Source organism: Alterirhizorhabdus solaris, assembly GCF_007785815.1.
GTDB lineage: Bacteria > Pseudomonadota > Alphaproteobacteria > Sphingomonadales > Sphingomonadaceae > Alterirhizorhabdus > Alterirhizorhabdus solaris.
This window is the reverse complement of the sequence record NZ_VNIM01000002.1, coordinates 24,402-47,304: the sequence shown is the minus strand read 5'-3', so window position 1 is coordinate 47,304 and position 22,903 is coordinate 24,402. Positions and strand designations below refer to the sequence as shown.

The window sequence follows — 22,903 nt, the reverse complement described above, 5'->3', positions numbered from 1 at the left end:
TGGCGGACCTAGGCGGGGTCGAGCACCAGCACGGCGCCTCCGGTCGCGTGCAAGGGAATGCGCAAGGACGTGGCAGGGCTTACCGGCCCTTCATGGCCGGCGACAACTGTCGGACGATCGCCGTCGATCAAGGCCGTCGCATGCCATCGTCCAGGCGCGAGGAAACGCAGCGGCACACTGACGCTCCGGACGTCGCCGTCGTTCATCACGCCGACGAACCATCGCTTTCCGCTGCGGCGCGCCACGGCGATCCACTTGCCCCAGGCTCCCGCGACCCCGCGAGTTTCGTCCCAGGTGGCGGGGACGAGCCGCAGGAAACCCGTTTCGGGCAGCGGCCGATTGCGGTCGTCGAGATAGGCGGCAGGCGCATCGGCAAGCGATTGCAATGGGCTTGGATAGACTACGAACATCGCCAGCTGGTGGGCGCGTGTCGTCATCACCTCCGGCAGCTTCTTTCGAGCGACGAACGCGGCGGGCGCGACGTTGCGAAAAGCGCCAGGGGCATAATCCATTGGTCCGATTGCGGCGCGCGTGTAGGCGAGGCGGACATTGTAGCCGGCGGTGACCTTGCGGCTCCACTTGTTGTACTCGGTGCCCATCACGCCTTCCTCGGTCAGGAAATTGGGATAGGTCCGCTCAAGTCCGCGCGGCACGGGCGACCCGTGGATATTGACCATCAGCTTGTGTCGAGCTGCTGCCGCCAGCAACCTGTGGTACCAGCCGATCGCGACCTGATCCTGGCGGTACACGTAATCGACCTTGATGCCGGCGATGCCCCAGCGCTGATACAGCGCGAAGACCTCGTCCATCTGCCCGTTCACCGTCTTCCAGTTAGTCCACAGCCACAGCCGGACACCGCGGGCAGCGGCGTAGCGTGAGAGCGCGGGAATATCGACGTCGGGACGGAAGCGCGTGATATCTGCCAGCTCGTCATCGCCGTTCGGCCGCGCCGCCCAGCCCCAGTCGATTACGAAATAGGGCAGGCCTAATCGCGCTGCGAAGTCGATGTACCGGCGATAGGTCGCGTCATTGTATCCCGCGTTCGGTACGCCCGAGGCGTCGAGCCCCGCCCACCACGCCCAAGCCGCCTTGCCCGGACGCACCCAGCGTTCGTCGCCGATGCGCGAGGGTGGCGCGAGTTCGGCCACCAGGCTGTTCTCGATCAGCTGCTCGGGACGATCGGCGACCATGACAACGCGCCACGGCGCAAGGAGACCGGTCGAGGGGAGGGTGGCGCTGACCGCGATGGCGTCGTTCTGCGGCAGCGGCGTCAGGCGCACCGCCACGCCGTGCGCGCCGGCCCTGACGAGATAGGCGCCGGGATAGCGCTCGACGCCGCTTTCCGCGATCGCCACCGTCTCTCCGCCGCGGCCCGTGCGGCAACTGAGCGGCAGATCGTACAGGGCGCCACGCCGTAGCGCACTGGCGCTCACGGCGGCGTAGTCGCCTTCATGGCTGTTCAGATATTCGCTGTGCCGCACCGCCAGGCAGGCATAATCCCGCGGAAAGCGCAGCTCGGTCGTCTCCGCTGCGATGCTGACTCTGCCGAATGCAGGCTGCCGCGGAAGCTCCAGCCGGAACGCGGCACCCGTATCGTAGGCGCGCAGCCGCAGGTTGACCTGCCGGCGGGCACCGCCGCCCTCGCGCGTTGCCACGATCAGTTCGCGATAGGGAAGGGCAGTGCGGTCGGGCGCCGCCACGGAGGGCCGGGGCTGGACGGAGGTGATCACCAGTGGCCCGAACTCATCGGCTGCGAGCCGCCAGCCTACGGTCGACGGTGCGATCACGTCCATCCCATCATGGCGGACGCGAATTGCAAGCTTGCCGCCGGGAAGCCGTCCTGCGACGACCTCGACGCGACCGTCCGGCGAGGCAACCGCCAGGGGGTTGTCATGTGGTGTTCGCTGACAGCTGCCCAGCACCAGAAAGCAGATTACCCACAGGCTACAACGCACGATCCACTTTCCCCGTTCGGGATCGAGAGTTTGATCGCCGCTGACGCGCGCTGTAGCCTGAGACATGGTCAAGAGCGATAGTGCAACATTGTTCGGCGACAGCACACTCGATGGACCATCAATCTTCGCCCGCGTCCTGGACGGCCACGGAGGCCTGCAATCGATCGATTGGAACTCTGCAAAGAGCTGGCGCCCCGATACTGCCGATCAAACGCTCTGGCTTCACCTAGATCGGGGCCACCCCGATGTCGTCGACTGGCTCGCTACGGGCCTTGGCGTGCCCGAGGCGACCGTGGAAGTTCTTACCTCCGATGAAAACCGCCCGCGGGCCTTCAGCGAGGATGGGGCACTCGTCACCGTGCTGCGCGGCATCAATTTCAACCCGGATGCCGCGCCCGAGGACATGGTCGCGATGCAGATTTGGGCTGATGCTCAGCGCGTCGTCACCTTGCGACGCCAGCATCTGCAGACGCCCTCCGATGTGCTCGCCACGATCGAACGCGGGCGTGGTCCCCGCACCGCCGGCGATCTCGTCACCGAGCTTGTCGAGCAGACGGTCGCCAAGATGAACCGCTCGATTGTCGACATGAACGACAAGATCGACGAGTTGGAGGCAGCGGACGAGCAGAAGACCGCATCGCCCGACGAGACGTTGGACGTGATTGCGGACATTCGCCGCAACTGCCTGGCGCTCAAGCGCTATATGTCTCCCCAGCACGAGGCGCTGATCCAGATCGGGCGCGACGCGCCCACCTGGATGAACGAGGCGAACCGGCGGGATATCCGCGAGACGATCGATCGCCTGCGCCGCTATATAGAGGACCTGACCGTCTCGCAGGAGAGCGCGATCGTTCTGCAGGACGAGATCAACAGTCGCGAGGCCGCCAAGGCTAATCGCACGATCTACATGTTGTCGATCGTCGCTGCGATCTTCCTACCGCTGACCTTCGTCACCGGTCTGCTGGGGATCAATGTCGGTGGTATCCCGGGCGCCGATTCGGCCCGCGGCTTCTCGGTCACGGTCGGCGCTCTCGCGGCTGTGCTCGTGGTTCAGATCATCGTATTCCGAAAGTTGAAGTGGTTGTGAGCCTCACGTAGCGTTCTCGTACGCCTCCGTGACGAGAATCTCGAACGCTGACCGGGTTATCCTATGTGCTCGCCGATCCAGTCTCAGCGGGGGCTTGCGTGCGCGGCATCGAGCGCATCCGGGTCTCGACCGCTGACGCGGTCGAACAGCCGTATGGCCAGAGTCACCGTCAGGCCGTGCAGCACGATCGAGACCAATACGATCGCGCCGACGACGCCCCATAGCCGGTCATCGGCGGGCGAAGTCGGCCGGTTGAGCGCATAGGCCAGCTTGTAGAAGATACGATGCCCCGAGGCCAAAAAACGCCAGCGTCAGCTTCGCGCCGCGCTCGACCCGGGTGCCCCAAGACCGATCATTCGGTCAGGGTATCGGGATGATCATGGCTTGCGAACAACCCGCACGGCATTCCGTTCGATAGATGCTGGCGACGTTCCGAATCCGGAACATTCCCGTGCCTACGACGCTTTCTTAACGAACGTTAGAACTTGGCCGTCGATGGTCGCTCAAGGGAGCCCAACATGAAAAAAGACCTGAGCCGGACATTCCTCGTGGCGATCGCGTTCGTGGCCGTGCCGCTCGCAGGATGCAGCAAGAGCCCGTCCGACAAGCTTGCCGACCGCGTCGAGAATGCGGCGGATGCGCGAGCCGATAACCTGGAAGCTCAGGCCGACATGCTCGACAATCGTGCGGACAGGGTGCGTCAGGCGGGCGAAGAGCGCTCCGACGCGATCGAAGCAGCGGACCGCAACGTCGCAGCGATGAGCCAGGAGCAGCGCGACGCAATCGTCGCAAATCAGGCCCCGGCTGTCCGCTAGATGAATAGGCCGAGGAGCGGGCGGAGGGCCATCCCGCTGAGCAGGCCGACGTCTTTCGCGGGCGAAAGCTCGTGAAAGGCCGACTGCTTAAGTTCGGCGACGACCTTCGGCAGAGCTACTGGTTCTTGCCCACTATCATGGCGTTCGCGGCGGTTCTGCTGGCGGGCGGCATGATCTGGCTCGACTCCTACGAGGGGTCGGCCTGGATGGACCAGTTCGCGTGGCTGTATGCGTCGCGGCCGAGCGGCGCGCGTCAGGTGCTGTCATCGATCGGCGGGTCGATGATCACCGTCGCCGGCACGGTCTTCTCCGTGACCATCGCCGCCGTGGTCTACGCCTCGGGGCAGTACGGTCCGCGGCTGCTCAGCAACTTCATGTCGGACCGCGGCAATCAGGTGACCCTGGGCACCTTCATCGCGACGTTCCTCTACTGCCTCATCGTGCTGCGCACCGTCCGCTCTCCCGAGGAGTCCGGGGGCGTAGGGTTCGTGCCGAACATGGCTTTGCTAATCGGCGTGCTGCTCGCGGTCTGTTCGATTGCGGTGCTGATCTTCTTCATCCACCACGTGCCGAGCAAGATCCATATCAACAGCGTCATCGAGGATGTCGGCGACCGCCTGCTGAAGGAGATCGACCACCGCTTCCCGAGCTTCATCGGCACCGCACCCGGCGAGGGCGATGCGCCAGGAGACCTCGCCCGCATACCCGCCACCTTCCGCGACGACGCGACGTCGGCCGACGCGGAGCAGCGGCAGCTCGTCAAGGCGAAACGGACCGGGTACGTTCAGATCGTCGATGACGATGTGCTGATGGAGCAGGCGCGACGCCGCGACCTCGTCTTGCGGTTGCAATATCAACCTGGCGACTTCGTTCATGCCGGTCGCGCGCTCGTAGAGGCATGGCCGCCCGGCCGGTGCGATGACGATCTTGCGCGCGAAATCCGGTCCGCCTTTTCGGTGGGCGCACGCCGTTCCGCCTTGCAGGATCTGAGATTCCTCGTCGATGAGCTGGTGGAGATCGCCGCCCGTGCGCTCTCGCCCGGCGTGAATGATCCATTCACGGCTATCACCTGCCTCGATTGGCTTAGTGCGGCCGTGTCGACGCTCGCCAAGCGCCGGCTTCCGTCGCGGCTGCGGCTCGACGAAGATGGCGCTCTCAGGGTCATCGCGCATCCAATCACCTTTGAGAGCATCGTCGATCGTTCGTTCGGCGCGCTGGTTCAGTACTGCGCGACCGACATGCTGGCCGCCCTTCGCTTCATCCGTGCGCTGGGCGAGGTGTCGCTCGACTGCGACGAACCCAACCGGGTGGCAACGCTCGGTCGATACCTCGACCATCTGGAAGCACTGGCGGTAGGCAAGCTGGACGGGTTTAACCGGTCCCGCGTTCAGGAGCGCGCCGGAGAGCTGCGCCGCGCACTGTCGGAGCCGGACTACAAGCGACGCCTCCGCGACGGCACAGCCTGGCTAGCCGGAACGGCCTAAGCGGCGAGCAGCATGTCTCTAGGCGCGTTTCGATTCCGTGGGGCATGGCTCGATCGGGCAGGCACGCACGTGAACGCGATGCGCGCGGCCTGACAGCTGCGCCTCGGCAGCACGATCACCTCGTCGGCGTGGTGGCGCCCGGCGAGCCGGCGGTAAGCGTCGACCTTGTGCCGATAGTCGTGACCGACATATCCGCCATGCCGCGCTCGGCGCGTTTTCCGCGTCGTCCTCGTGAAGCATGACCCCCGGTCAGCCGCCGTTGAAACGGTTCAACCGTTCGCGATCGATCGCTCGATATCGTCTACCGACGAATTGGTCAGCGTTTTTGCCAGTTCGAGGACGATCTTGCTCGTTACCTCCTGATGCAGCGACGGCCTGATCTGGCCCAGCGTATCGGGATCGGCGGCGAGGATCAGCGCGTCGAACTCGCCGGCATGCGCCATTGGATAGAGGCGCTGGGCGATGAGCTTGGCGAAGGTTGCCTCGTTCAATTCGTGCGGCGGCATGTCGGGCGGCGTTTTCCCGGCGGGGCCGTCGTCGGCGAGGTGCCCGGGTGACCAGTCGCCTTGGTGCTCGAGGGAGCCGTTGCAGACCCGGAAGGTTTTTGCACCTTCGCCGGTCGCGACGACAACGAAGGTGTTCTCCGGGTAGTTTAGGTTGGCCATGTCAATTTCCTCTCATGTTAGGCGCCTTGAAGGCGTCCGGTGAAGCCGCTGAGGCGAGCAAGAGATCGGCCGTCGTCAGCGCGCTGCGTCCGCTCGCGCCGTGATCACGCTCGATGAAGAACTCCGCCGCCGCGCCGAATTGCCACTCTAGCCCTGCGAACGCGTGACAGCGTAGCCGAAGGCGAGGTGTCGCCCATTTTCAACGCCGTCCGCGGCCGAGGCTACGATGACGGCTTGAGCCGTCGTCCAGAAACCACGCAGCAAGATGTCGACGGGCATAATCAGACCAGTTGAGAACGTCCCCGCGCTCACCGCGTCGTTGTCAAGGCGCTGTGTGACGATCAGCGGATCGTTGGTTCCCGCCGCTTGCGCCCGTTTCGTGTCGCTCATTGCCTTAAAGCCGACGCTGAAAGCCTCAACCGTTCGACCGCGAAAGAGCACCGCATCGCGGGCTGAGAAGGCATGATCCCGAAGTGATAACCACGACCCGAGATCTCGTATACTGCGGCCACGTCCAATCTGATGGCATGACAGGAGCTAAGAGCCTCAGTCCTGTTCATCTTCCTTTCGAACACTCGTGATCCCGGTTTTGCCGTCCACGAGATGCTCTTTTTCTGCTTGAGTTGCGATATCTCTTTGCAGGGCACCACCTGACCGGCCGCCTTGCGCAGGAGTCGGCTCGATGGACTCGATCATCTCGCTATCATCATGACGGCGCGCATCCTCGGTCCTGTCATTGCTGTCAGTCATCAAGAACTCCTCATCAGAGATGAAAAACTTAATCGGGCTCTAGGCCGAGATTGGCCGGTGCTGCAGCATTAGCGTGACGCACGACTAACCTTTACGACCAGTAACAAACTGATAAACGGCAACAATCGCGGCAACTACAAGCAGAATGTGGATCAGTCCGCCGGCAACATGAAAAACCGCAAAGCCAAGAACCCACAGTATGATGAGTATGACAGCTATGGTCCATATCATACATAGTTCCTCTTGCAATTATCAAAAGCCGAGATGAGACCGATTAGCATACTACTGTACGATAGAACGTAAAACTAAGATGTACTAATAGATCTTGCGATACCACAGATCGTTTATGCGCGACGCGCCGTGGCAAAAGACACGAGGCAACCCGCAGAATGGTGCCGGAAGGGAAAGTTGAACTCATTCGGGTCATGCAAGAGATCGCCGCTACCGCTCTTCGCATTCTTTCCTCATTTACAGCGAGTACGATTTCGATCGACAGCGCGCCCTGCAACTGCTCCACCCGCAGCCCCTAATAGCGTGCCGAGCGTTTCCGAGCCGCCCGGAGCAATGATGTTGCCCAACACCCCGCCTGCGACACCGCCAACCAGCAGGCCGGTCGTTCCGTCGTTGCGGCGGCAATAGTAGCGGCCGTCCTGGCCCCGATAGACGCGGTCGTTCCGAGACAGGCGCCGTTCACGGTATCTACGGTCGTCCCGATAGTAGCGGCTCGCGTCATAAGCACCGTAGGAGGGATCAGGCCGATTATAGTCATAGTTCCTGTAGCCCGGATCGACCTCATAGCGGGCTCCGCCGTCGCCGACGCAACCGGCAACCAATGTCGCTGCGGCGAGCGTGATCAGGGTTTGGGCGCGCATGTCTCTCTCCAACTTTTCTCAACGGTCGTAGCTGGACCAAACGGGCGAATGGTTGACCATGGTTAAGATCGAACCCGGCGAGCGCATTAGCCGGGTGAGCAGGGCAGGCTCTCCTTTTACCCGGTGCGCCCATGCCGCGCCGATCCGCGGCATGAGCAACGCTTATACAGCCATGGAAAATACCACGATCGGCACGGCGGGCATACTCGATCTTCCGCTCCCCGTTCGGCGCAAATCGGGACTGGTGTCCAGCGTCATCTATCGAGTGCCAAACGCGTTATTTGGCCGACCGCAATCTTTGCTGGAGATAGCTGTCGTCGAAGCCGGCAATCCGCACCAGTTCGGCAATCTTCGAGACGACGAGTGCGCCACGTGTCAGCTGCATGATACCTTGAGCCTTGAACGCTCGAAGAACGCGATTGACGTGCACCGGAGTCAGCCCCAGCGCGTCTGCGAGCATGATCTGGCTGAGCGGCATCGTGCAACGGTCGCCGTTGGTTAGGCCATGGACGCTCGCCTGCACGTAGAGTTCGCACATCAGGTGGGCCACCCGTTCTGCGCTCCCGCGGCGACCAAGGCTAGCGATCCATGAGCGCGCCACGCCTAAGTCGACCAGTTGCGCCCACCAGAAGGCCCGCGTGACGATCGGGCACAGATCGACCAGCTCCCTCATGCGTGCCCGCGGGACGGTCGCGACCAGCGACGGGGTCACCGTGGCGATGGTGTGATCCATTTCATTAAGGACATTGGTGTGCAGATCGCAGAAGTCGCCGGGTAGCAAGAAGGCGAGGATCTGTCGTCCGCCCTCGGGAAGAATTTTGTAGCGGCAGCCCCACCCCTCGAGAAACACGAACACCGGCCCAGGATCATCGCCTTCGCGGATCAGGTCGTGTTTGGCCGGGTATTGCCGGGCGGTCCCGCATGCTGCTTCAAGTGCTGCAATAGCGTCAGCCGGTAAGGCAGCCCGTGCATTCAACTTCTGGACGAAGGCATTCGGCATGCGCCAAACTCCCCCAGGCGATAGCTCGAGGCGTAGCAGCTTACAGTAGGACCGGCCAGCTTGATCTCAATCGAGATTGCCGCCTCGGATTGGGTTTATCGAAGGATAGCGTCGGCATCGGTTTCCCAGGCAGCTTGCGTTCGAGAGAAGCCCTTCTCCCGCCTGCAGCAAAGGCGAACCGATGGCGGAAGATCCAGCAAACACGGTGCGATCCGATCCGGACGGCCGAGCCGACCCGGATGCGCACGGGCAGGCGGCCCTCCTGTTGGTAGAGAGCCTGATCCACGGGTTGATCCAGAAGGGCACGCTGTCGACCGAGGATGCACTCGAGATCGCGACCGGCGCGTTGGAGGTGAAGGAAGCGATCATGGACGATGTCACGGAAACGAGAGCTACCGCGCAGCGTTCGCTCCAGATGATTGCCAGGATCATCGCGAGTTTGGAGTTCGACCGGCCAGCCGCAAACGGTTTCCGCGATTAGGCGGACGGTGACGCTGATCACCACTAGGTTTCCCACATTCGCTGTGACTTGAATATCTTGATCGCAGTTAACTTCGGTGTCGCTGCCGCGGGTAAACTGCCCGGCACGATGGACTGCCACCCACTCGTAGTCGTTTCCCGTCTCGGCCGGTCGTTCAGGTGAGATGGCAGCACCAGCAGGACCATTTCATTTGGATAGGAAAACGACTGGTATGGCCGACACGGCAAGCGGGTTTACGTTGTCCTCGACGAGGTCAGGACGCCTGACACGCCGGCCGAGGGTCGTGTCGACGTCGATAAAGGCAACAACGTCAATCTGGTCGGCACGATCCGCTCGGCCAGCAACGGCGCGCCCGAGGGCGCAGTAAAGGGAGCGCAGGCCGATCCGCTCCCGGCCGGCATCGCCCAATCCATCTACGCTCAGTCGGCAAAAGTCGTCAGCTGAGCTTCGGAACGTTGAAATTGGAGAATGACGATGAACAGGCAACATGACGTCCGCAAGCTGGCTGGCCTTGACGACTGGCAGCTGGAAGATTCCGACCAGGATCTGCGCGGCAAAACGCTGATGACTGCCGATGGGCGCGAGGTCGGCCGGATCGACGACATGCTCGCGGACACGGACGCGGAGCGCATCGTCGGGCTGCGGCTTGACGACGGCCGAGTGGTGAACGTCGACTCGGTCGACATCCGTGACGGCTGCCCGGTGCTGCTGGTCGATACCGCCAATGTTCCAGCGGCTCCCGCCGTAGGCCGCGGTGAGGTCACCAGCGAGCATATTCCGATCGTCGAAGAGCGGATGAACATCGGCAAGCGGCAGGTCGAGCTCGGCACAGTACGGGTCCGCACTCGCGTGGTGTCCGAGGACGTCAGCGAGGACGTTTCGCTCCGCGAGGAGCATGTCAATGTTGATCGCCGGGTGATGAACGAGCGGGTCAGTGCAGCAGATGCCGACGCGCTCTTCCAGGAGGGCACCATCGAGATGACCGAGACCGGCGAGCGTGTCGTCGTCAGCAAAGACGCCGTGATCACCGGTGAGGTCGTGGTCGACAAGAATGTCGACACGCGCGTCGAGCGGGTCGAAGGAACGGTCCGGCGTACCGAGGTCGACGTCGACCGGGACACGCCGCCAAACCGCTGATCGTCGCACGCATTGCGATCAGGCTCCCTGGGGTGCAGCGATGCACCCCTTTTTTTACAGGACGGGCAGATGGCAGGCGAACAAACGGATGAGGATCAATCCGTCCGCATCCCGACCATGGAAGAGCGGCTCCACCTAACCCGGGAACGCGTCGAAACGGGGCGGGTGAGAATATCATCGACGGTCCGCACCGAGCAGGTCGCGGTCGATGAGGAGCTGACCAGCACATCGGTATGCGTGGAACGGGTACCAGTGGATATCCTCGTCGATGTTGCCCCGCAAATCCGCACCGAGGGTGACCGCACGATCATGCCTGTCGTAGAAGAGGTGATGGTCAAGCGCTTCCGCATTATCGAGGAGGTGCACCTCATCAGGGAGATGACCATCGACCGCTACAAGGAAGATGTCTCCCTTCGGCGGCAGGACATCGCTGTGGCACGGATCGACGTGGACCAGCCTGCCGGATCGAAAGATGGTCAGGCGTCCTGAGACATGCGGCGACACGAACGGAGATCGTTGATGCGCAAGGTGCTGGGCTGGTTCTTTGCCACCCTGGCGGTGCTGGCACTCGCCGAGACGCTGGTCAGCCTGATCCACTCCAACCAGTGGTGGATTCAGATCCTCAACTTCCCACGGCTGCTTACCCTGATAGTGATCGGCGTGATCGCCTTAGGCTGTGCCGCGTTTGCGCGAGCCCAGCGATGGGGAGCCGTGCTGGTGCCTGTGCTGGCAATCGCCGCCGGCCTGCAATTCTGGCGCATCTACCCCTATGTTCCGTTGGCGGCGATCGAGGTGGTCGAGGCGAGCGCCTTGTCGAATATCCAGGCGGGCTCCTGCTTCAAGGCGCTCGGCCTCAATGTCTTCCAGGACAACCGCCAATATGGTCGCACGATCAGGCTGATCGAGCGCGAGCAGCCCGACATCCTGTTGCTGATGGAAACCGACGGTCGGTGGGTTAAGGCGCTCGCACCCGTGCTGAAGCGCTATCCCCATCGTCTCTTGCGACCGATCGACAATACCTACGGGCTCGTTTTCGCCAGCAAGTTGCCTGTACGGTCGGCGCGCACGGAAAACGTCACCGACCAGAACACCCCGACCGTCTATGCCGAGCTCACCACCAGAGACGGGCAGCCGTTCGACTATATCGGCCTGCATCCGCGTCCGCCGCTACCGGGACAGGACACGGACCTGCGCGATCGCAAGATCGAGCATGCGGCGCTCCGGATCGCCGGTCATCGCCTGCCCGCGATGGCGATGGGCGACTTCAACGACGTCGCATGGTCCAGGACGACACAGCTGTTCAAGCAGGTCGGCGGCTATCTCGACCCGCGGATCGGACGCGGCAGCTATCCCAGCTTCCCGGCCAAGTACGCGCCAGTCGGCTGGCCGCTGGATCAGATGTTTGTATCCCGCGACTTTGCGATCCGCTCGTTGCACATCCTGGAAAATGTCGGCGCGGACCATCGCCCGTTGATGGCGGAGCTGTGCCTTACGCCTGAGGCGGCGCGTCCTGCCAACGCTGCCCCCGACACTACCGGCCCCCAAGCCTTCAGGGCGGCCCGAACTATGACGAGGCACTAGATGATCACCGGAAGTCTCTACGGCCTGCTCCGTATCATCGTTGTCGGCCCGCTCGCCTACTTGATCCTGATCGCGATCCTGCGGGTGAGCGGCAAGCGAACGCTGGCCAAGCTGAATGCCTTTGACTTCGTCGTCACCGTGGCGCTGGGATCGACGCTTGCTACCGTGTTGCTGTCGAAGGACGTGCCGCTGCTCGAAGGAGTGCTCGGCTTCTCAGTCCTCGCCATTCTCCAGTTCATTATCGCCTGGGTGGCTCAGCGCGCCAAGCCCGTCGAAGCGGCGATCAAGGCGGAGCCACGCATCCTCCTGCTCGACGGCCGTGTGGACCAGGCCGCCCTGCTCGACGAACGGGTGACGGAAGACGAAATCAGGTCCGCCGTCCGCAAGGGGGGCCTGGGCACCCTCGACCGGGTCGCGGCGGTGGTCCTCGAAACCGATGGCAGCTTCAGTGTCATTCCTGCCGACACGGCCGGTGACCGCTCCGCTTTGCCGGGTGACCGACGCGGCAACACGCCTGACCCGCGTTAACTCGCTTCGTTCCCGGAACATACGTTGGCGCGCTTCGCTCAACCTTTTGCGCGGCGATCACCTTGCCCCCTCTCGAAAGGAACTTTCCATGTCCGCTCCCGAAGATCTCAAGGATCTCTACACCGACGAACTGAAAGACCTCTGGTCGGCGAATGACCAGATGAAGCGCCTTCTCAAGAAGGTTGCCTCGAAGGCGAGCGACGACAAGCTGAAGGACATGCTGGCGAAGTCGCAGACCGGCATCGAAAAGCACACCGACGTTCTGAAGGAGCTCATCGCCGCGCAGGACGAGAAGGTGTCTAAAGAGCATTGCAAGGGCATGGAAGGGCTCGTTGCCGAGGCGACCAAGCACCTCGTCGACGAAGCACCTGAGAAAGGTCCTGTGATGGATGCGCTGATGATCGCGCAATATCAGCGCATGTCTCACTATGGCATCGCTGGTTTCGGCACGGCGGCAGCCTACGCGAAGGCCTTGGGCCTGAAGGACGACATCAAGAAGCTCGATGTTGCCACCAAGGAAATCTACAATGGCGATGAGTACATGACCAAGCTCGCGGAAACGACGGTCAACATCGACGCCGTCGACGCCTAACTGCCGTAACCTCGGCAAATGCGATCGCGCCGATCTTAACCACGGTCAAGTTCGGCGCAGCATTGTGCTCCAGAGTCGAATGGCTTGGTGTGGCGTTATCGCGTGATGCAGCACCACGCGGCAGTAACAACATGTTAAAAGGGTAATCTCATGCGGTTTATCACGGCGGCAGCGATGGTGCTGTTCGTAGCGCCTCTGGCGGCATGCGGCGGCAACGGTGACGACAAGCTCGCCGAGCGGGTCGAGGATCAAGCGGAAAATCGGGCTGACGCGCTTGAGGAACGTGCGGATCAGGTGCGCGACACCGGCGAACAACGTGCCGATGCGATCGATGCTGCCGATCTCAACGCGGAAGCGATGAGTGCCGAGCAGAAGAATGCCATTGTGGCCAACGAGGCGGCTGCCGTTCGTTGAGCGGGGTGCCGTCGCAGCGTAGTGGCAAGGATCACGGAGGGGTAGAAGCCTCCGGCGAATTCGACCTTCGCGTTTCGGCGCGGGCTGAAGTCGAGACCTGATGAAGGTCGATCAGTTGGTGGGCGGCGACCGCTACGCCGTTGGCGTGATGCGAATGGAGGTCGAGGGGCGCGACTCTTCGGCCTTCGAGAATATCGTCGCCAAGGCTGTCGTCGCCCTCGACCAGGCATTCTGCCGCGAGCCCCGGCTCACCGTCAGATCGATGGCGTTTGCCGGCCCGCATCTTACCCCTGGCGCCGGCAACTATGCGCCGCTCGATTTCTTGGAGATCGGGCTGGCCGAGAAGATTGAGCGCGATCTGCCGTTTCTGCTGATCGTCACCGAGGTGGACCTGTCGTCCTCCTCGCTTGCCTACACCCTGGCGCTGCCCAGCCAGTTGACCAACATCGCGATCCTCTCGACGCGGCGTCTCAGTCCGGAATTTTGGGGCGACAGGCCCGATCACGACGTGGCCGCCCGGCGCCTCACCGCGCTCATGCTGCACTCGTTCGGGCATCTCGTTGACCTGAGCCACGAGGTCGACCGCGACAACGTCATGTATTCTCTGGAGGGCGTCGAGGACTTGGACCGGATGATCGAGCTGTCCGATCGGCAACTCGATACCATCGCTCGCGTGCTGCCGATCGAGGCGCGCGAAAAGTCGACGCGCACGCACCGCGTGCGCTTTATCGCCCGGACGCTGCTCGGTGACGCCCCGGCGATCATGCGCGCGATCCGCCGTGCCAACCCGCTCCGTCTGCTGTCGAAGATGCCGACGATGCTTGCCACCGCGCTGTCGGTGATCGTCGTCCTGCTGTTCGGCGCCGAGACCTGGGACGTGGCGACCGCCGTGTCGATCCCGCAGATTGCGCTGTTCTCCGTGATGTGCCTCGCGGCCGCGGCGTTCGTCCTCTACCGCGCGTTCGCCTTCGACGCACTGCTCAGCCGTGACCGGCGCATCACGCAGTCGAGCATCGTCACCACGGCAACCACGATCCTGTGCCTGTTGCTGACGCTGCTGGCGATGTTCGTCTTCTTCGGCGCGTTGATGTACGTCGTCATCATTTCGGTGTTCCCCCACCCGCTGATGGAGAGCTGGCCAACCAACGGCGCGGCGACGACGACGCTCGACCATTTGAAGCTCAGCCTCTTCCTGGCGGCGATGGGCGTGCTGGCGGGATCGCTTGGCGGACGCTCCGACAGCCGCGACCTCGTTCGCGGTGTGCTGTTCATCACGGAAGACACATGATGAGCGGACCCGCTTGCGATGTTGATCATGATTTAGCTGCTGGGCGAGGGACCTGCTAGATTCGCAACATTCGCGAAAGGCTGCCGATCGATGAGATTCAAGCGTACAAGCTCCTTTACCATGCTGATCGCCCTCGCCGGATGTTCGAACGGCGCAACGGCGAGCGACACACAGATGAACCAGACCGCCGTCTCCGGGGAGTCGCAACTCGACACGACTTCGCCGTCGATCGCCGCCGATGCGCTGAAGGCTAGCGCGTCTGATGCCCAGGTTAAGGATTTTTACGAGCAGACCGGATGGCGGGGCCTCTGGTCCGCGGCGGGCGCGTCCGCCCTCGACCAAGCGATCGCCTCGCGCAAGCAGAACGGGCTTGATCGCGTTGAGTTCGGCAGCATCGACGCGTCGATGAGCCCGGCGGAGAAGGATGTGGCCCGGACCAAGGCGGCGCTTGCCTATGCCACAGCGCTGGCGAACGGCGCCCTCGATCCGGCCAAGCTGCACGACGTCTATACTATACCAAAGGCCGATGCCGACGTCGCATCGGGGCTCGCTCAGGCGCTGCAAGAGAACCGCGTCGCGGCCTTCTTCGCCGGACTGGCGCCGCAGGATGATGACTACAAGAGGCTTTCCCAAGCCTATGTGAAGTATGCGGGATCGAATACCTCGTCAGGGAAGATCGCAGCGGACGACACGATCCATCCCGGTGACCGCGATCCCCGGCTCGTGGAGATCGCGACGGAACTCGCTGCTAATGGCTATCTTCCTAAGGCCGACGTGCCCGCGGCAGACAATGATCAAGGTCCGCAGTACACGGCAGCGCTGGCTGAGGCGGTCAAAAAGCTGCAACTGGATTACGGCATCAAGACCGATGGCTTGGTCGGCAGCGACACGCTGGCGGTCATCAACATCGGTCCTGCCGACAAGGCACGGGCGCTGGCTGTCGCGCTGGAACGGCGACGCTGGCTGTCGCGAACGCCGCCCGCGACGCGGATCGATGTCAACGCGGCGGCTGCGACGCTCGAATATCATCGAGACGGCAAGCTGATCGACCAGCGCCGGGTCATCGTTGGCGAGCCCGGGCGCGAGACGCCGCCACTGCGCTCGCCGCTGTACCGGCTGGTGGCCAACCCGACCTGGACGGTGCCCAAATCGATTTCAGTGTCGCAATCCACCATCCGCGCAAAGAATATGCATCGCGAGAACGGCTATCTCGTTCAACCTTCGGGGCCGGACAATGCGCTTGGCCTGGTCAAGTTCGACATGCAGAACGATCAGCAGATCTATCTGCACGATACCAGCGACCACGCGCTGTTCGATCGCACCCAGCGCAGTCTCAGCCACGGCTGCGTTCGCGTACAAGACGCGCTGGGTTTCGCAAAAATGATCGCAGAGCAAGAAGGCATCGCAAGCGAATGGCAGCAAGCGCGTCAGTCGAGTGATCAGACCTTCGTCGATCTTCCGAAGCCGATCCCGGTCCGACTACTATATCACAACGCTTTCATTAACGGTGATGGCGACGTGACTTTCCGCACCGATCCTTACGGCTGGAACGACGCCGTTGCCAAGGGGCTGGGTTTCGGCGGATCCTCTGGCAAGAAGGCGGCCGCCAAGAACATTGATCTCGGTCCCTGATTGATGCCCGCGAGTCTCGGGGCAGATGAAGGCCCGGGCGATGCGAGCGAGGTCACCTCGTGTGCGGCGCTCGACGCCAAGTGAATTGCGTAATCGCTAAGAAGGAGAATGGCTGTGGCGGAAATCCCGATCGAGAGAAAAACAAAAGGTATAGCCTGGTGGGTTTGGCTGCTGATTGCGTTGCTGATCGCAGCGATCCTGTGGTGGCTGTTAGCCGGTCGTGACGATGACGGGGTCGCGCAGCCTCAGGCGCCGGCTGCCGTTTCCCAGACTGCGGTGGTGCCGACGGGTGGAGAACAGGCCGCTGCGGAGCCGATCACAGACCTCGGCACGTTGCTGACCGGAACTGACGATGCAGTGGTCGGGCGTCAGGTCCAGCTAACGAACGTGCCGGCGGGCGATGTGCCGGCAGATGCGGGCTTCTGGATAACCGGCGAGAACGGTGCCCGCGAATATGTGATCCTGCATGAGGTTCGAACGCCGAATACCCCGATCGAGGGCAAGATCGACGTCAACAAGGGCGATCGCCTCGACATAACTGGCACGGTGCGGTCCGCCTCCGAAGGCGTGCCAAAGGATGCGGCGATTCCCGGTCCCACCGCGCCGTTGCCGGACGGGGTAAAGCACTACATCGACGCTGAAAGCGTTACCAAAACGCAGTAACTGGAAGCCGGAGCGCTGACGTGCCAGCGCTCCGGACCAGCATATGGGGTGCAGGTGATGGCGGAAGCGCGCGGGAACCGATCGAGGCTGCTCATCGTGCTGGGCGGCATTGTTGGGCTGATCGGAGTGGGACTTGCCCTCGCCGGCGTCTGGCTCGCGGTACTCGGCGGTTCCTGGTATTATCTCGTCGCCGGATCCGCGCTGATCGCTACGGCTGTTTTGCTGACCCGGCGAAATCCGGCCGCGTTATGGATTTACGCGGCCCTACTGATATGCACGATGGCCTGGGCTCTGTGGGAGGTCGGCTTCGACTTCTGGTCACTGGCGCCACGCGGGGACGTTCTGGCCGTCCTCGGCATCGTGCTGGCGTTGCCGTGGGTGGTGCGCCGGCTCGGTTCGGAACGCTGGCCGGGACCGGCATGGCCGCTGGTTGCCGGCCTGGTGCTGGCAGGCGTCGTCGCGCTCGGGGCCGCGATAAATCGCCCGCACGACCTTCAGGGTGAACTGCCCGGCGCGCGCGGGCAGGCCTCGGCGGCGCTCTACGCGGGCGTGCCACAGCAGGACTGGACAGCCTATGGCCGCTCCTGGCGAGGAGACCGCTGGTCGCCGGTCAATCAGATCACGCCGACAAACGCCGGCAAGCTCGAGAAAGCTTGGGAGTTTCACACCGGCGACCTGCAGCGCGAGAGTGACCCGGACGAATTCACCTATGAAGTGACGCCGATCAAGGTCGGCGGGCTCGTTTATCTCTGCTCCCCTCACAACATCGTTTTCGCGCTCGATGCGGAAACCGGGCGCGAGGTGTGGCGCTACAATCCGAACATTCGCGCCTCCAAACAGATGCAGCACCTGACCTGTCGCGGCGTATCGTACCATAGTGCCGCACAGTCCGGATCGGCCCGTTCGGCCGGCGGCGACTGCCCCGACCGGATCATCATGGGCACGAACGACGCTCGCCTGATAGCGCTTGACGCAAAGACCGGTCGGCCATGCCCCAGCTTCGGCAACAAGGGCGAGGTCGACGTCTGGCCAAATGCGCCCGCGTATCAGCGCGGCTGGTGGCAGATCACCTCCCCGCCGGTGATCGTCCGCAACCTCGCGGTGATTGGCGGCGCGGTTTACGACAACAAGTCGAACTTCATGCCCTCGGGCGTGATCCGCGCCTACGACGTGACAACCGGCCGCCAGGTTTGGGGCTTCGATCCGGGCAACCCGGGCGATACCAGCCCGAAGGCGCCGGGTGTAGGTCGCTATGTTCCGTCCTCGCCCAACAGCTGGACGATTTCGGCCGCCGACGAGCAACTGGGGCTCGTCTATGTGCCGACCGGCATGGCGGCGATCGACCAATGGGGTGGACGGCGCACGCCGGAGACTGAGCGCTTCTCTGCAGCGATCCTAGCGCTCGACGCGGCGACCGGGCAGCTGCGCTGGAGCTTCCAGACGGTCCACCATGACCTGTGGGACATGGACGTCCCCGCCCAACCGGCGCTGGTCGATCTCGACCTGCCCGGCCGCGGGCGCGTGCCCGCGCTGGTCCAGTCCACCAAGACGGGTAACATCTTCGTTCTCGATCGCCGTACCGGTAAACCGCTCTTCCCCGTGAGCGAGCGTCCGGTGCCGGGTAACGCTGCGCCCGGCGACCGGCTTTCGCCGACCCAGCCCTTCTCCGCCGTCAGCATGATGCCGACGAAGCGCGTTACGGGCGCCGACATGTGGGGCGCCACGATGTTCGACCAACTCGCCTGCCGGATCAAGTTTGCCGGGTTGCGCTATGATGGGCCGTTCACGCCGCCGTCCACGCAGGGCAGCCTGGTCTTTCCAGGCAATTTCGGCGTGATGGACTGGGGCGGGATGGCGATCGATCCCGTGCGCCAGATCGCGTTCGCGCATCCCAACTACATGGCCTTTGTCGACCGACTGATCCCCCGTGAGCCGACCTCCGCGCGCTATGACCCATCGGTTGGTCCGCAGGAGTCGCCAAATACCGACCAGGGCCCGGCGGGTGGGTCCGACTTCAAGGGATCGGACACCAAAGGCTACAATCCAAACTACGGCGCACCCTTCGCGGTCGCACTCAATCCCTTCCTGTCGCCGCTCGGACTGCCCTGCCAGTCGCCGCCTTGGGGCTATGTCGCGGGCCTAGACCTCACCACCGGCAAGGTGGTCTGGCAGCATCGCAACGGCACGTCGCGCGATCAGACGCCGATACCGCTGCCGTTCAAGCTGGGCGTGCCATCGCTGGGCGGGCCGATCGTTACTGCGGGCGGGGTCGCCTTCATGGGCTCGGCGCTCGATTATTACCTGCGAGCCTATGATGTGACCACAGGCGACGTGCTGTGGCGTGGTAGGCTTCCCGCGGGCGGGCAGGCGACGCCGATGAGCTACTGGTCCAACGCCAGCGGCCGGCAGTTCGTCGTCATCGCGGCCGGTGGGCACGGCAGTCTCGGCACCAAGCAGGGGGACAGCATCGTCGCCTTCGCGCTGCCCAAAGGGTCATGACACGCAGTGCCCTTCTCGCGCTGGCGCTGGCGGGAGCGGCGCCACCTGCGTTCGCGCAGAGCGTTCAGAAGGGCGAGGCCGACGCGCAGGAGTCGCCGCCGGCCGGCTTGATCGCACCATTTGACCGTCTGCGCGGGCGCGCAACCAAGGCCGGTGTGACGCTGTCAGCGCGCTATACCTCGGAACTGGGCTTCAATGTCGCAGGTGGGGACGCAGAGCGGGTGACCGAGACGGGGCAGGCCGATGTCGGCGCGAAGCTCGACATGGGGCAGGTTGCGGGGCTGCAGGGCGGGACGCTTAATGCCGTGGTGACCTGGCGCCGGGGCCACCTGCTCGACAGCACCGCGAACCTCGGCACCCTGCAGCAGACGCAGGAGGTCTACGGACGCGGTCAGACATGGCGGCTGACCCGGCTCTGGTACGAGCAGGCGCTGGGTCCCGTCGCTCTGAAGGCCGGGAGGAGCAACGTTGGCGAGGACTTCGCCACCTTCTCCTGCGATTTCATGAACCTGAGCTTCTGCGGCGCGCAGCCGGGCAACATCGTGGGCGACTATTGGTACAATTGGCCGGTCAGCCAGTGGATGGCGCGGGCGAAGCTCTCCATCGGACAGGGATACGTCCAGCTCGGCGCCTATGAGGTCAACCCGCGCAATCTCCGCAAGACATTCACGATCGGCTATCTGCACGGCGCGACGGGGGTGCTTTTGCCTGTGGAGGGCGTCTGGAAGCCGAAGGTGGGCGGCCTGCCGGGAACTTGGCGGGCCGGAGCCTGGTACGACACGTCGCATGCAGACGACGTGGCGCTCGACCGCGCCGGTGGGCTGGCAGCGGCGGGCGGGCTCGGTCCGCTGCGGCGCGAAGGGCGTTGGGGCGGCTGGGCAATCGTGCGGCAACAGGTGACGGGGGCCGCCGACGAGGACGGCGCGGTCCGCGGCCTCACCCTGTTCGGGCGGGTGACGCAAGCCGACCGTCGCACCGCGCGCATCGACAGCCAGGTCACTGTCGGGCTGTTCTATGAGGGGCTCCCCGGCCTGGCCTCGGACGACGTGCTCGGCGCAGCACTAGGGCGGACGCATGTCAACCACCGGGTCGAGGCAGCGCAGCGGATCCGGGGCGAGGCGATCCAGGGCGCCGAGTGGACGGGTGAGGTCTTCTACAGCCTGCACCCGGCTACGGGCCTCGTGCTCCGTCCCAACGTCCAGTATATCCTTCATCCCGGCGGACTTAAGCACCGCTCTGACGCCGTCGTGCTGGGGCTCAAGAGTGCGTTCACGCTGTAGCCTAGGCTCAGGCAGAAAGCAGTTTCGCGATCCAGCGGCTTCGGTCGAATTGGCGGCAGACGATCACCGCCGTTGCCGTCAGCGGCACCGCGATAAGCGCTCCGGCGATCCCCCACACCCAGCTCCAGAACGTCATTGCGATGATGATCGCCAGCGGTGAGAGCGCCAGCTGCCGCCCTTGGAGAATCGGATAGACGAAGTTGCTGATCGCAATCTGCAATGCGGCGAAACCGGCGAACACCAACAGCGGCATGCCCCAACCGCCGAACTGGACAAAGGCATAGAGCACGGGCGGAATGATTCCGATGATATTGCCGATTACGGGAATGAAGTTCAGCAAGAAATTCAGCAATCCCCAGACGAGCGCGAGATCGAGCCCCGTCACCAGCGCCCACAGGGCAGAGGCGACACCGGTCAGAACGCTGGTTGCGAGAGTGGTGCCAAAATAGCGACGCACCTGTTCGGAGATCTTGACCGCCGTGGCGCGCAGCTCACCTCGCGTGCTGCCATCTAGTTCCTCCTTCATCTTGGACTGCATTCGAGGCACCTCGGGAAGCCCCAGGATGACGAGCAGGCCAATGAACCCGGTATATGTTGCGACGCTGTAGACGCTGGACGCCATCATCTGGATGAAGCCGATGACCCGCGCCCGGTCGGCAACTCCATTTATCGGAACACCCCACCGGCTCGCGCGCTCCGCCATCGAAGCATAGAGGCCTTCGAACTTCGGCCATTGCGCGCCGACCACCGAGACGACTTGGCCGAGTGACAGGTACACCGACGCCGCGAAGCCACCCAGCACCGCTAGGAGCGCGAGGATCGTCAGGATGTAGCTCAGCCACGACGGAAGCCACCGGTCCAGCCAAAGCTTGAGCGGCCAGAGCGCGGCAACGATCACCCCGGCGAACAGGATGGGCATGGTGACGGAATAGCTTGCGCGAAGCGCTGCCACAGCCAGCACGAATGCGATCAGCGTCAGCAATTGGTTGCGGTAGCGATCTGCAGGTGGAGTTCCGGTCATAGGATCACGTTAGCTCGCCCAATCTCGTCCGGCGATCGTCCCGTGCTGCGGTCCGTAGCGCCTCCGCGTTGACCTTAGCCCCAAACAGCAGGATCCACGCCGAAAGCATCAGCCACAGCAGCAGCACCACCACGGCCGCGAGTGAGCCATAGGTGCTAGCATAACGCGCGACGCTGCTGACGTACCAGCGAAAGGCCAGCGTCGCCCCAAGCCACAACGCCACCCCGATGAGGGCGCCGGGAACAGCCCAAGCCCAAGCTACAGGCTTGCGAGCAGCGGCATATCGGTAGGTCAACAGGAGCGCCGCCGCGGGTCCAAATGTCAGTGATCCCCACAGGAGCAGCCGGAAAAGCTGGGCTGCGGCCGGAAGGTCTTGCGGCAGCCAACCCTGGATCAGCGCCAGCGCGGAGATCGACACCAGCGCGGTCAACAGCATGGCCGCCGACGCGAGGACGACCGCCAGCGCAACGAGCTGACTCATGATCGGTCCACGGTCCTGCTCGACCTCGCTGGCGACATTGATCCCGTGGAGCAACGATCGACCCGCCCGTCGCGCCCCAAACAGGGTGATCGCGGCCGAGAGGAGAAGCGCCAGTCCGCTTGCCTCTTGCCGCGCAAGGCTTTCGGTGAGCCATCGGCGAACAAGGTTCTGAGCGCTACCGGGCAGCACGTCGACAAGCGTTGCGATGTTGGCGGTGACCACCTCTGCCGGCACCGCAATACCGTAGACAAGAGCGACAAGGCTCAAAAGAGGCAGGATAGATAGGAAGGCGGCGAATGCGATCGAACTCGCCATAATCCCGTAATCGTCGCGCATTGCACCGTCGGCCGCGCGAGCCAAGATGCGTGCCCAATCCGGCAAGCTAATCTGCCATGGTTTCGAAAGATCTTGGCCTTCCGGCGCGCGCGTGACGTGTGTCCACCAACGCGTGGCGCGATTGTTGTAAAGGGCAGCCACTATGCCGATCGGAGATCCTTGTCGGATTCAAACGAGTTGCGGGCAGGACGACGCCCGAGGAGATTACGCCGGGGCACTCGTCGCATATCAGAGTACGGCTGCCTAGCCTCCAGAGTGGGGAACGTTAGTCTCTGCCCTAGTCCTTGCCCAATAGATGCTGTGGGCTTGCTCATGCCTATGGCGCAGGTGCGTTGCTACCGT

Annotated in this window: 25 protein-coding genes; 15 read left to right on the top strand and 10 right to left on the bottom strand. The window is 63.4% G+C overall.

The window, feature by feature from the left end; genetic code table 11:
• Nucleotides 1-8: 8 nt before the first annotated feature.
• Nucleotides 9-2,021, bottom strand: coding sequence for a glycoside hydrolase family 97 protein (locus FOY91_RS00925; RefSeq protein ID WP_238995163.1), 2,013 nt, complete (start codon nt 2,019-2,021; stop codon nt 9-11).
• Between FOY91_RS00925 and FOY91_RS00920 the strand changes: the two genes are divergently transcribed.
• On the top strand, nt 2,020-3,042 hold the full coding sequence (locus tag FOY91_RS00920; RefSeq protein WP_145147173.1) for a zinc transporter ZntB: 1,023 nt from the start codon (nt 2,020-2,022) through the stop codon (nt 3,040-3,042). The two genes, FOY91_RS00925 and FOY91_RS00920, sit on opposite strands and share 2 nt — an antisense overlap.
• Nucleotides 3,043-3,125: 83 nt before the next feature.
• Here FOY91_RS00920 and FOY91_RS00915 read toward each other — a convergent pair whose 3' ends face one another.
• Nucleotides 3,126-3,341 carry a hypothetical protein gene (locus FOY91_RS00915; protein WP_145147171.1) on the bottom strand — a complete coding sequence of 72 codons (216 nt, stop codon included), beginning with the start codon at nt 3,339-3,341 and terminating at the stop codon, nt 3,126-3,128.
• Between the two features lie 219 nt (nt 3,342-3,560).
• On the opposite strand from FOY91_RS00915, the gene FOY91_RS00910 reads away from it, so the two are divergent.
• Together FOY91_RS00910 and FOY91_RS00905 are read left to right on the top strand one after the other, a co-directional pair.
• Entirely contained in the window at nt 3,561-3,857 is a 297-nt protein-coding gene (locus FOY91_RS00910; protein ID WP_203234451.1) for a hypothetical protein, read from the top strand.
• 71 nt (nt 3,858-3,928) lie between these two features.
• Nucleotides 3,929-5,341, top strand: a complete 1,413-nt coding sequence (locus FOY91_RS00905; protein WP_145147169.1) for a DUF2254 domain-containing protein — start codon at nt 3,929-3,931, stop codon at nt 5,339-5,341.
• Nucleotides 5,342-5,610: 269 nt separating this feature from the next.
• Here FOY91_RS00905 and FOY91_RS00900 read toward each other — a convergent pair whose 3' ends face one another.
• The 6 genes from FOY91_RS00900 to FOY91_RS00875 form a co-directional block, all read right to left on the bottom strand.
• Nucleotides 5,611-6,006 carry a host attachment family protein gene (locus FOY91_RS00900; protein ID WP_145147167.1) on the bottom strand — a complete coding sequence of 132 codons (396 nt, stop codon included), beginning with the start codon at nt 6,004-6,006 and terminating at the stop codon, nt 5,611-5,613.
• Nucleotides 6,007-6,153: 147 nt separating this feature from the next.
• Nucleotides 6,154-6,396, bottom strand: coding sequence for a hypothetical protein (locus FOY91_RS00895; protein ID WP_145147165.1), 243 nt, complete (start codon nt 6,394-6,396; stop codon nt 6,154-6,156).
• A 156-nt stretch (nt 6,397-6,552) separates the two neighbouring features.
• On the bottom strand, nt 6,553-6,756 hold the full coding sequence (locus FOY91_RS00890) for a hypothetical protein (protein ID WP_145147162.1): 204 nt from the start codon (nt 6,754-6,756) through the stop codon (nt 6,553-6,555).
• Nucleotides 6,757-6,840: 84 nt separating this feature from the next.
• Nucleotides 6,841-6,987 carry a lmo0937 family membrane protein gene (locus FOY91_RS00885; protein ID WP_145147160.1) on the bottom strand — a complete coding sequence of 49 codons (147 nt, stop codon included), beginning with the start codon at nt 6,985-6,987 and terminating at the stop codon, nt 6,841-6,843.
• A 233-nt stretch (nt 6,988-7,220) separates the two neighbouring features.
• Nucleotides 7,221-7,628: a glycine zipper 2TM domain-containing protein gene (locus tag FOY91_RS00880; RefSeq protein ID WP_145147158.1), complete on the bottom strand. Its 408-nt coding sequence runs from the start codon at nt 7,626-7,628 to the stop codon at nt 7,221-7,223.
• Between the two features lie 277 nt (nt 7,629-7,905).
• Entirely contained in the window at nt 7,906-8,628 is a 723-nt protein-coding gene (locus tag FOY91_RS00875) for a Crp/Fnr family transcriptional regulator (RefSeq protein ID WP_145147156.1), read from the bottom strand.
• Between the two features lie 181 nt (nt 8,629-8,809).
• On the opposite strand from FOY91_RS00875, the gene FOY91_RS00870 reads away from it, so the two are divergent.
• The 12 genes from FOY91_RS00870 to FOY91_RS00815 all read left to right on the top strand — a co-directional run bounded on the left by FOY91_RS00870 (nt 8,810) and on the right by FOY91_RS00815 (nt 20,723).
• Nucleotides 8,810-9,109 (top strand): hypothetical protein, encoded by a 300-nt coding sequence (locus FOY91_RS00870; protein ID WP_145147154.1) that lies wholly within the window; start codon nt 8,810-8,812, stop codon nt 9,107-9,109.
• 474 nt (nt 9,110-9,583) lie between these two features.
• On the top strand, nt 9,584-10,246 hold the full coding sequence (locus FOY91_RS00865) for a PRC and DUF2382 domain-containing protein (protein WP_162527091.1): 663 nt from the start codon (nt 9,584-9,586) through the stop codon (nt 10,244-10,246).
• 69 nt (nt 10,247-10,315) lie between these two features.
• The gene (locus tag FOY91_RS00860) at nt 10,316-10,735 is read left to right on the top strand and encodes a YsnF/AvaK domain-containing protein (RefSeq protein ID WP_145147150.1); all 420 of its coding nucleotides are present in this window, start codon (nt 10,316-10,318) and stop codon (nt 10,733-10,735) included.
• 30 nt (nt 10,736-10,765) lie between these two features.
• The gene (locus FOY91_RS00855) at nt 10,766-11,827 is read left to right on the top strand and encodes an endonuclease/exonuclease/phosphatase family protein (protein ID WP_145147148.1); all 1,062 of its coding nucleotides are present in this window, start codon (nt 10,766-10,768) and stop codon (nt 11,825-11,827) included.
• A complete protein-coding gene (locus tag FOY91_RS00850) occupies nt 11,828-12,355 on the top strand; it encodes a DUF421 domain-containing protein (RefSeq protein WP_145147146.1) in 528 nt (175 codons plus the stop codon).
• 88 nt (nt 12,356-12,443) lie between these two features.
• Nucleotides 12,444-12,947 (top strand): YciE/YciF ferroxidase family protein, encoded by a 504-nt coding sequence (locus FOY91_RS00845; RefSeq protein WP_145147144.1) that lies wholly within the window; start codon nt 12,444-12,446, stop codon nt 12,945-12,947.
• A gap of 150 nt (nt 12,948-13,097) precedes the next feature.
• Nucleotides 13,098-13,361, top strand: a complete 264-nt coding sequence (locus FOY91_RS00840; protein ID WP_145147142.1) for a hypothetical protein — start codon at nt 13,098-13,100, stop codon at nt 13,359-13,361.
• Between the two features lie 100 nt (nt 13,362-13,461).
• Complete coding sequence (locus tag FOY91_RS00835; RefSeq protein WP_145147140.1) at nt 13,462-14,649, top strand: zinc metalloprotease; 1,188 nt, start codon at nt 13,462-13,464, stop codon at nt 14,647-14,649.
• A 120-nt stretch (nt 14,650-14,769) separates the two neighbouring features.
• Nucleotides 14,770-16,281: a L,D-transpeptidase family protein gene (locus tag FOY91_RS00830; protein ID WP_238995152.1), complete on the top strand. Its 1,512-nt coding sequence runs from the start codon at nt 14,770-14,772 to the stop codon at nt 16,279-16,281.
• A 114-nt stretch (nt 16,282-16,395) separates the two neighbouring features.
• A complete protein-coding gene (locus FOY91_RS00825; protein ID WP_145147138.1) occupies nt 16,396-16,944 on the top strand; it encodes a hypothetical protein in 549 nt (182 codons plus the stop codon).
• A gap of 57 nt (nt 16,945-17,001) precedes the next feature.
• A complete protein-coding gene (locus FOY91_RS00820; RefSeq protein ID WP_145147136.1) occupies nt 17,002-19,443 on the top strand; it encodes a membrane-bound PQQ-dependent dehydrogenase, glucose/quinate/shikimate family in 2,442 nt (813 codons plus the stop codon).
• Nucleotides 19,440-20,723, top strand: a complete 1,284-nt coding sequence (locus FOY91_RS00815) for a carbohydrate porin (RefSeq protein ID WP_145147134.1) — start codon at nt 19,440-19,442, stop codon at nt 20,721-20,723. The genes FOY91_RS00820 and FOY91_RS00815 overlap by 4 nt, the downstream gene beginning before the upstream one ends.
• A 7-nt stretch (nt 20,724-20,730) precedes the next feature.
• Here the strand turns inward: FOY91_RS00815 and FOY91_RS00810 are convergent, their stop codons facing one another.
• Nucleotides 20,731-21,744, bottom strand: a complete 1,014-nt coding sequence (locus FOY91_RS00810; protein ID WP_145147132.1) for an AI-2E family transporter — start codon at nt 21,742-21,744, stop codon at nt 20,731-20,733.
• A gap of 4 nt (nt 21,745-21,748) precedes the next feature.
• On the bottom strand, nt 21,749-22,561 hold the full coding sequence (locus tag FOY91_RS00805) for a YihY/virulence factor BrkB family protein (RefSeq protein ID WP_162527090.1): 813 nt from the start codon (nt 22,559-22,561) through the stop codon (nt 21,749-21,751).
• Between the last annotated feature and the right edge of the window lie 342 nt (nt 22,562-22,903).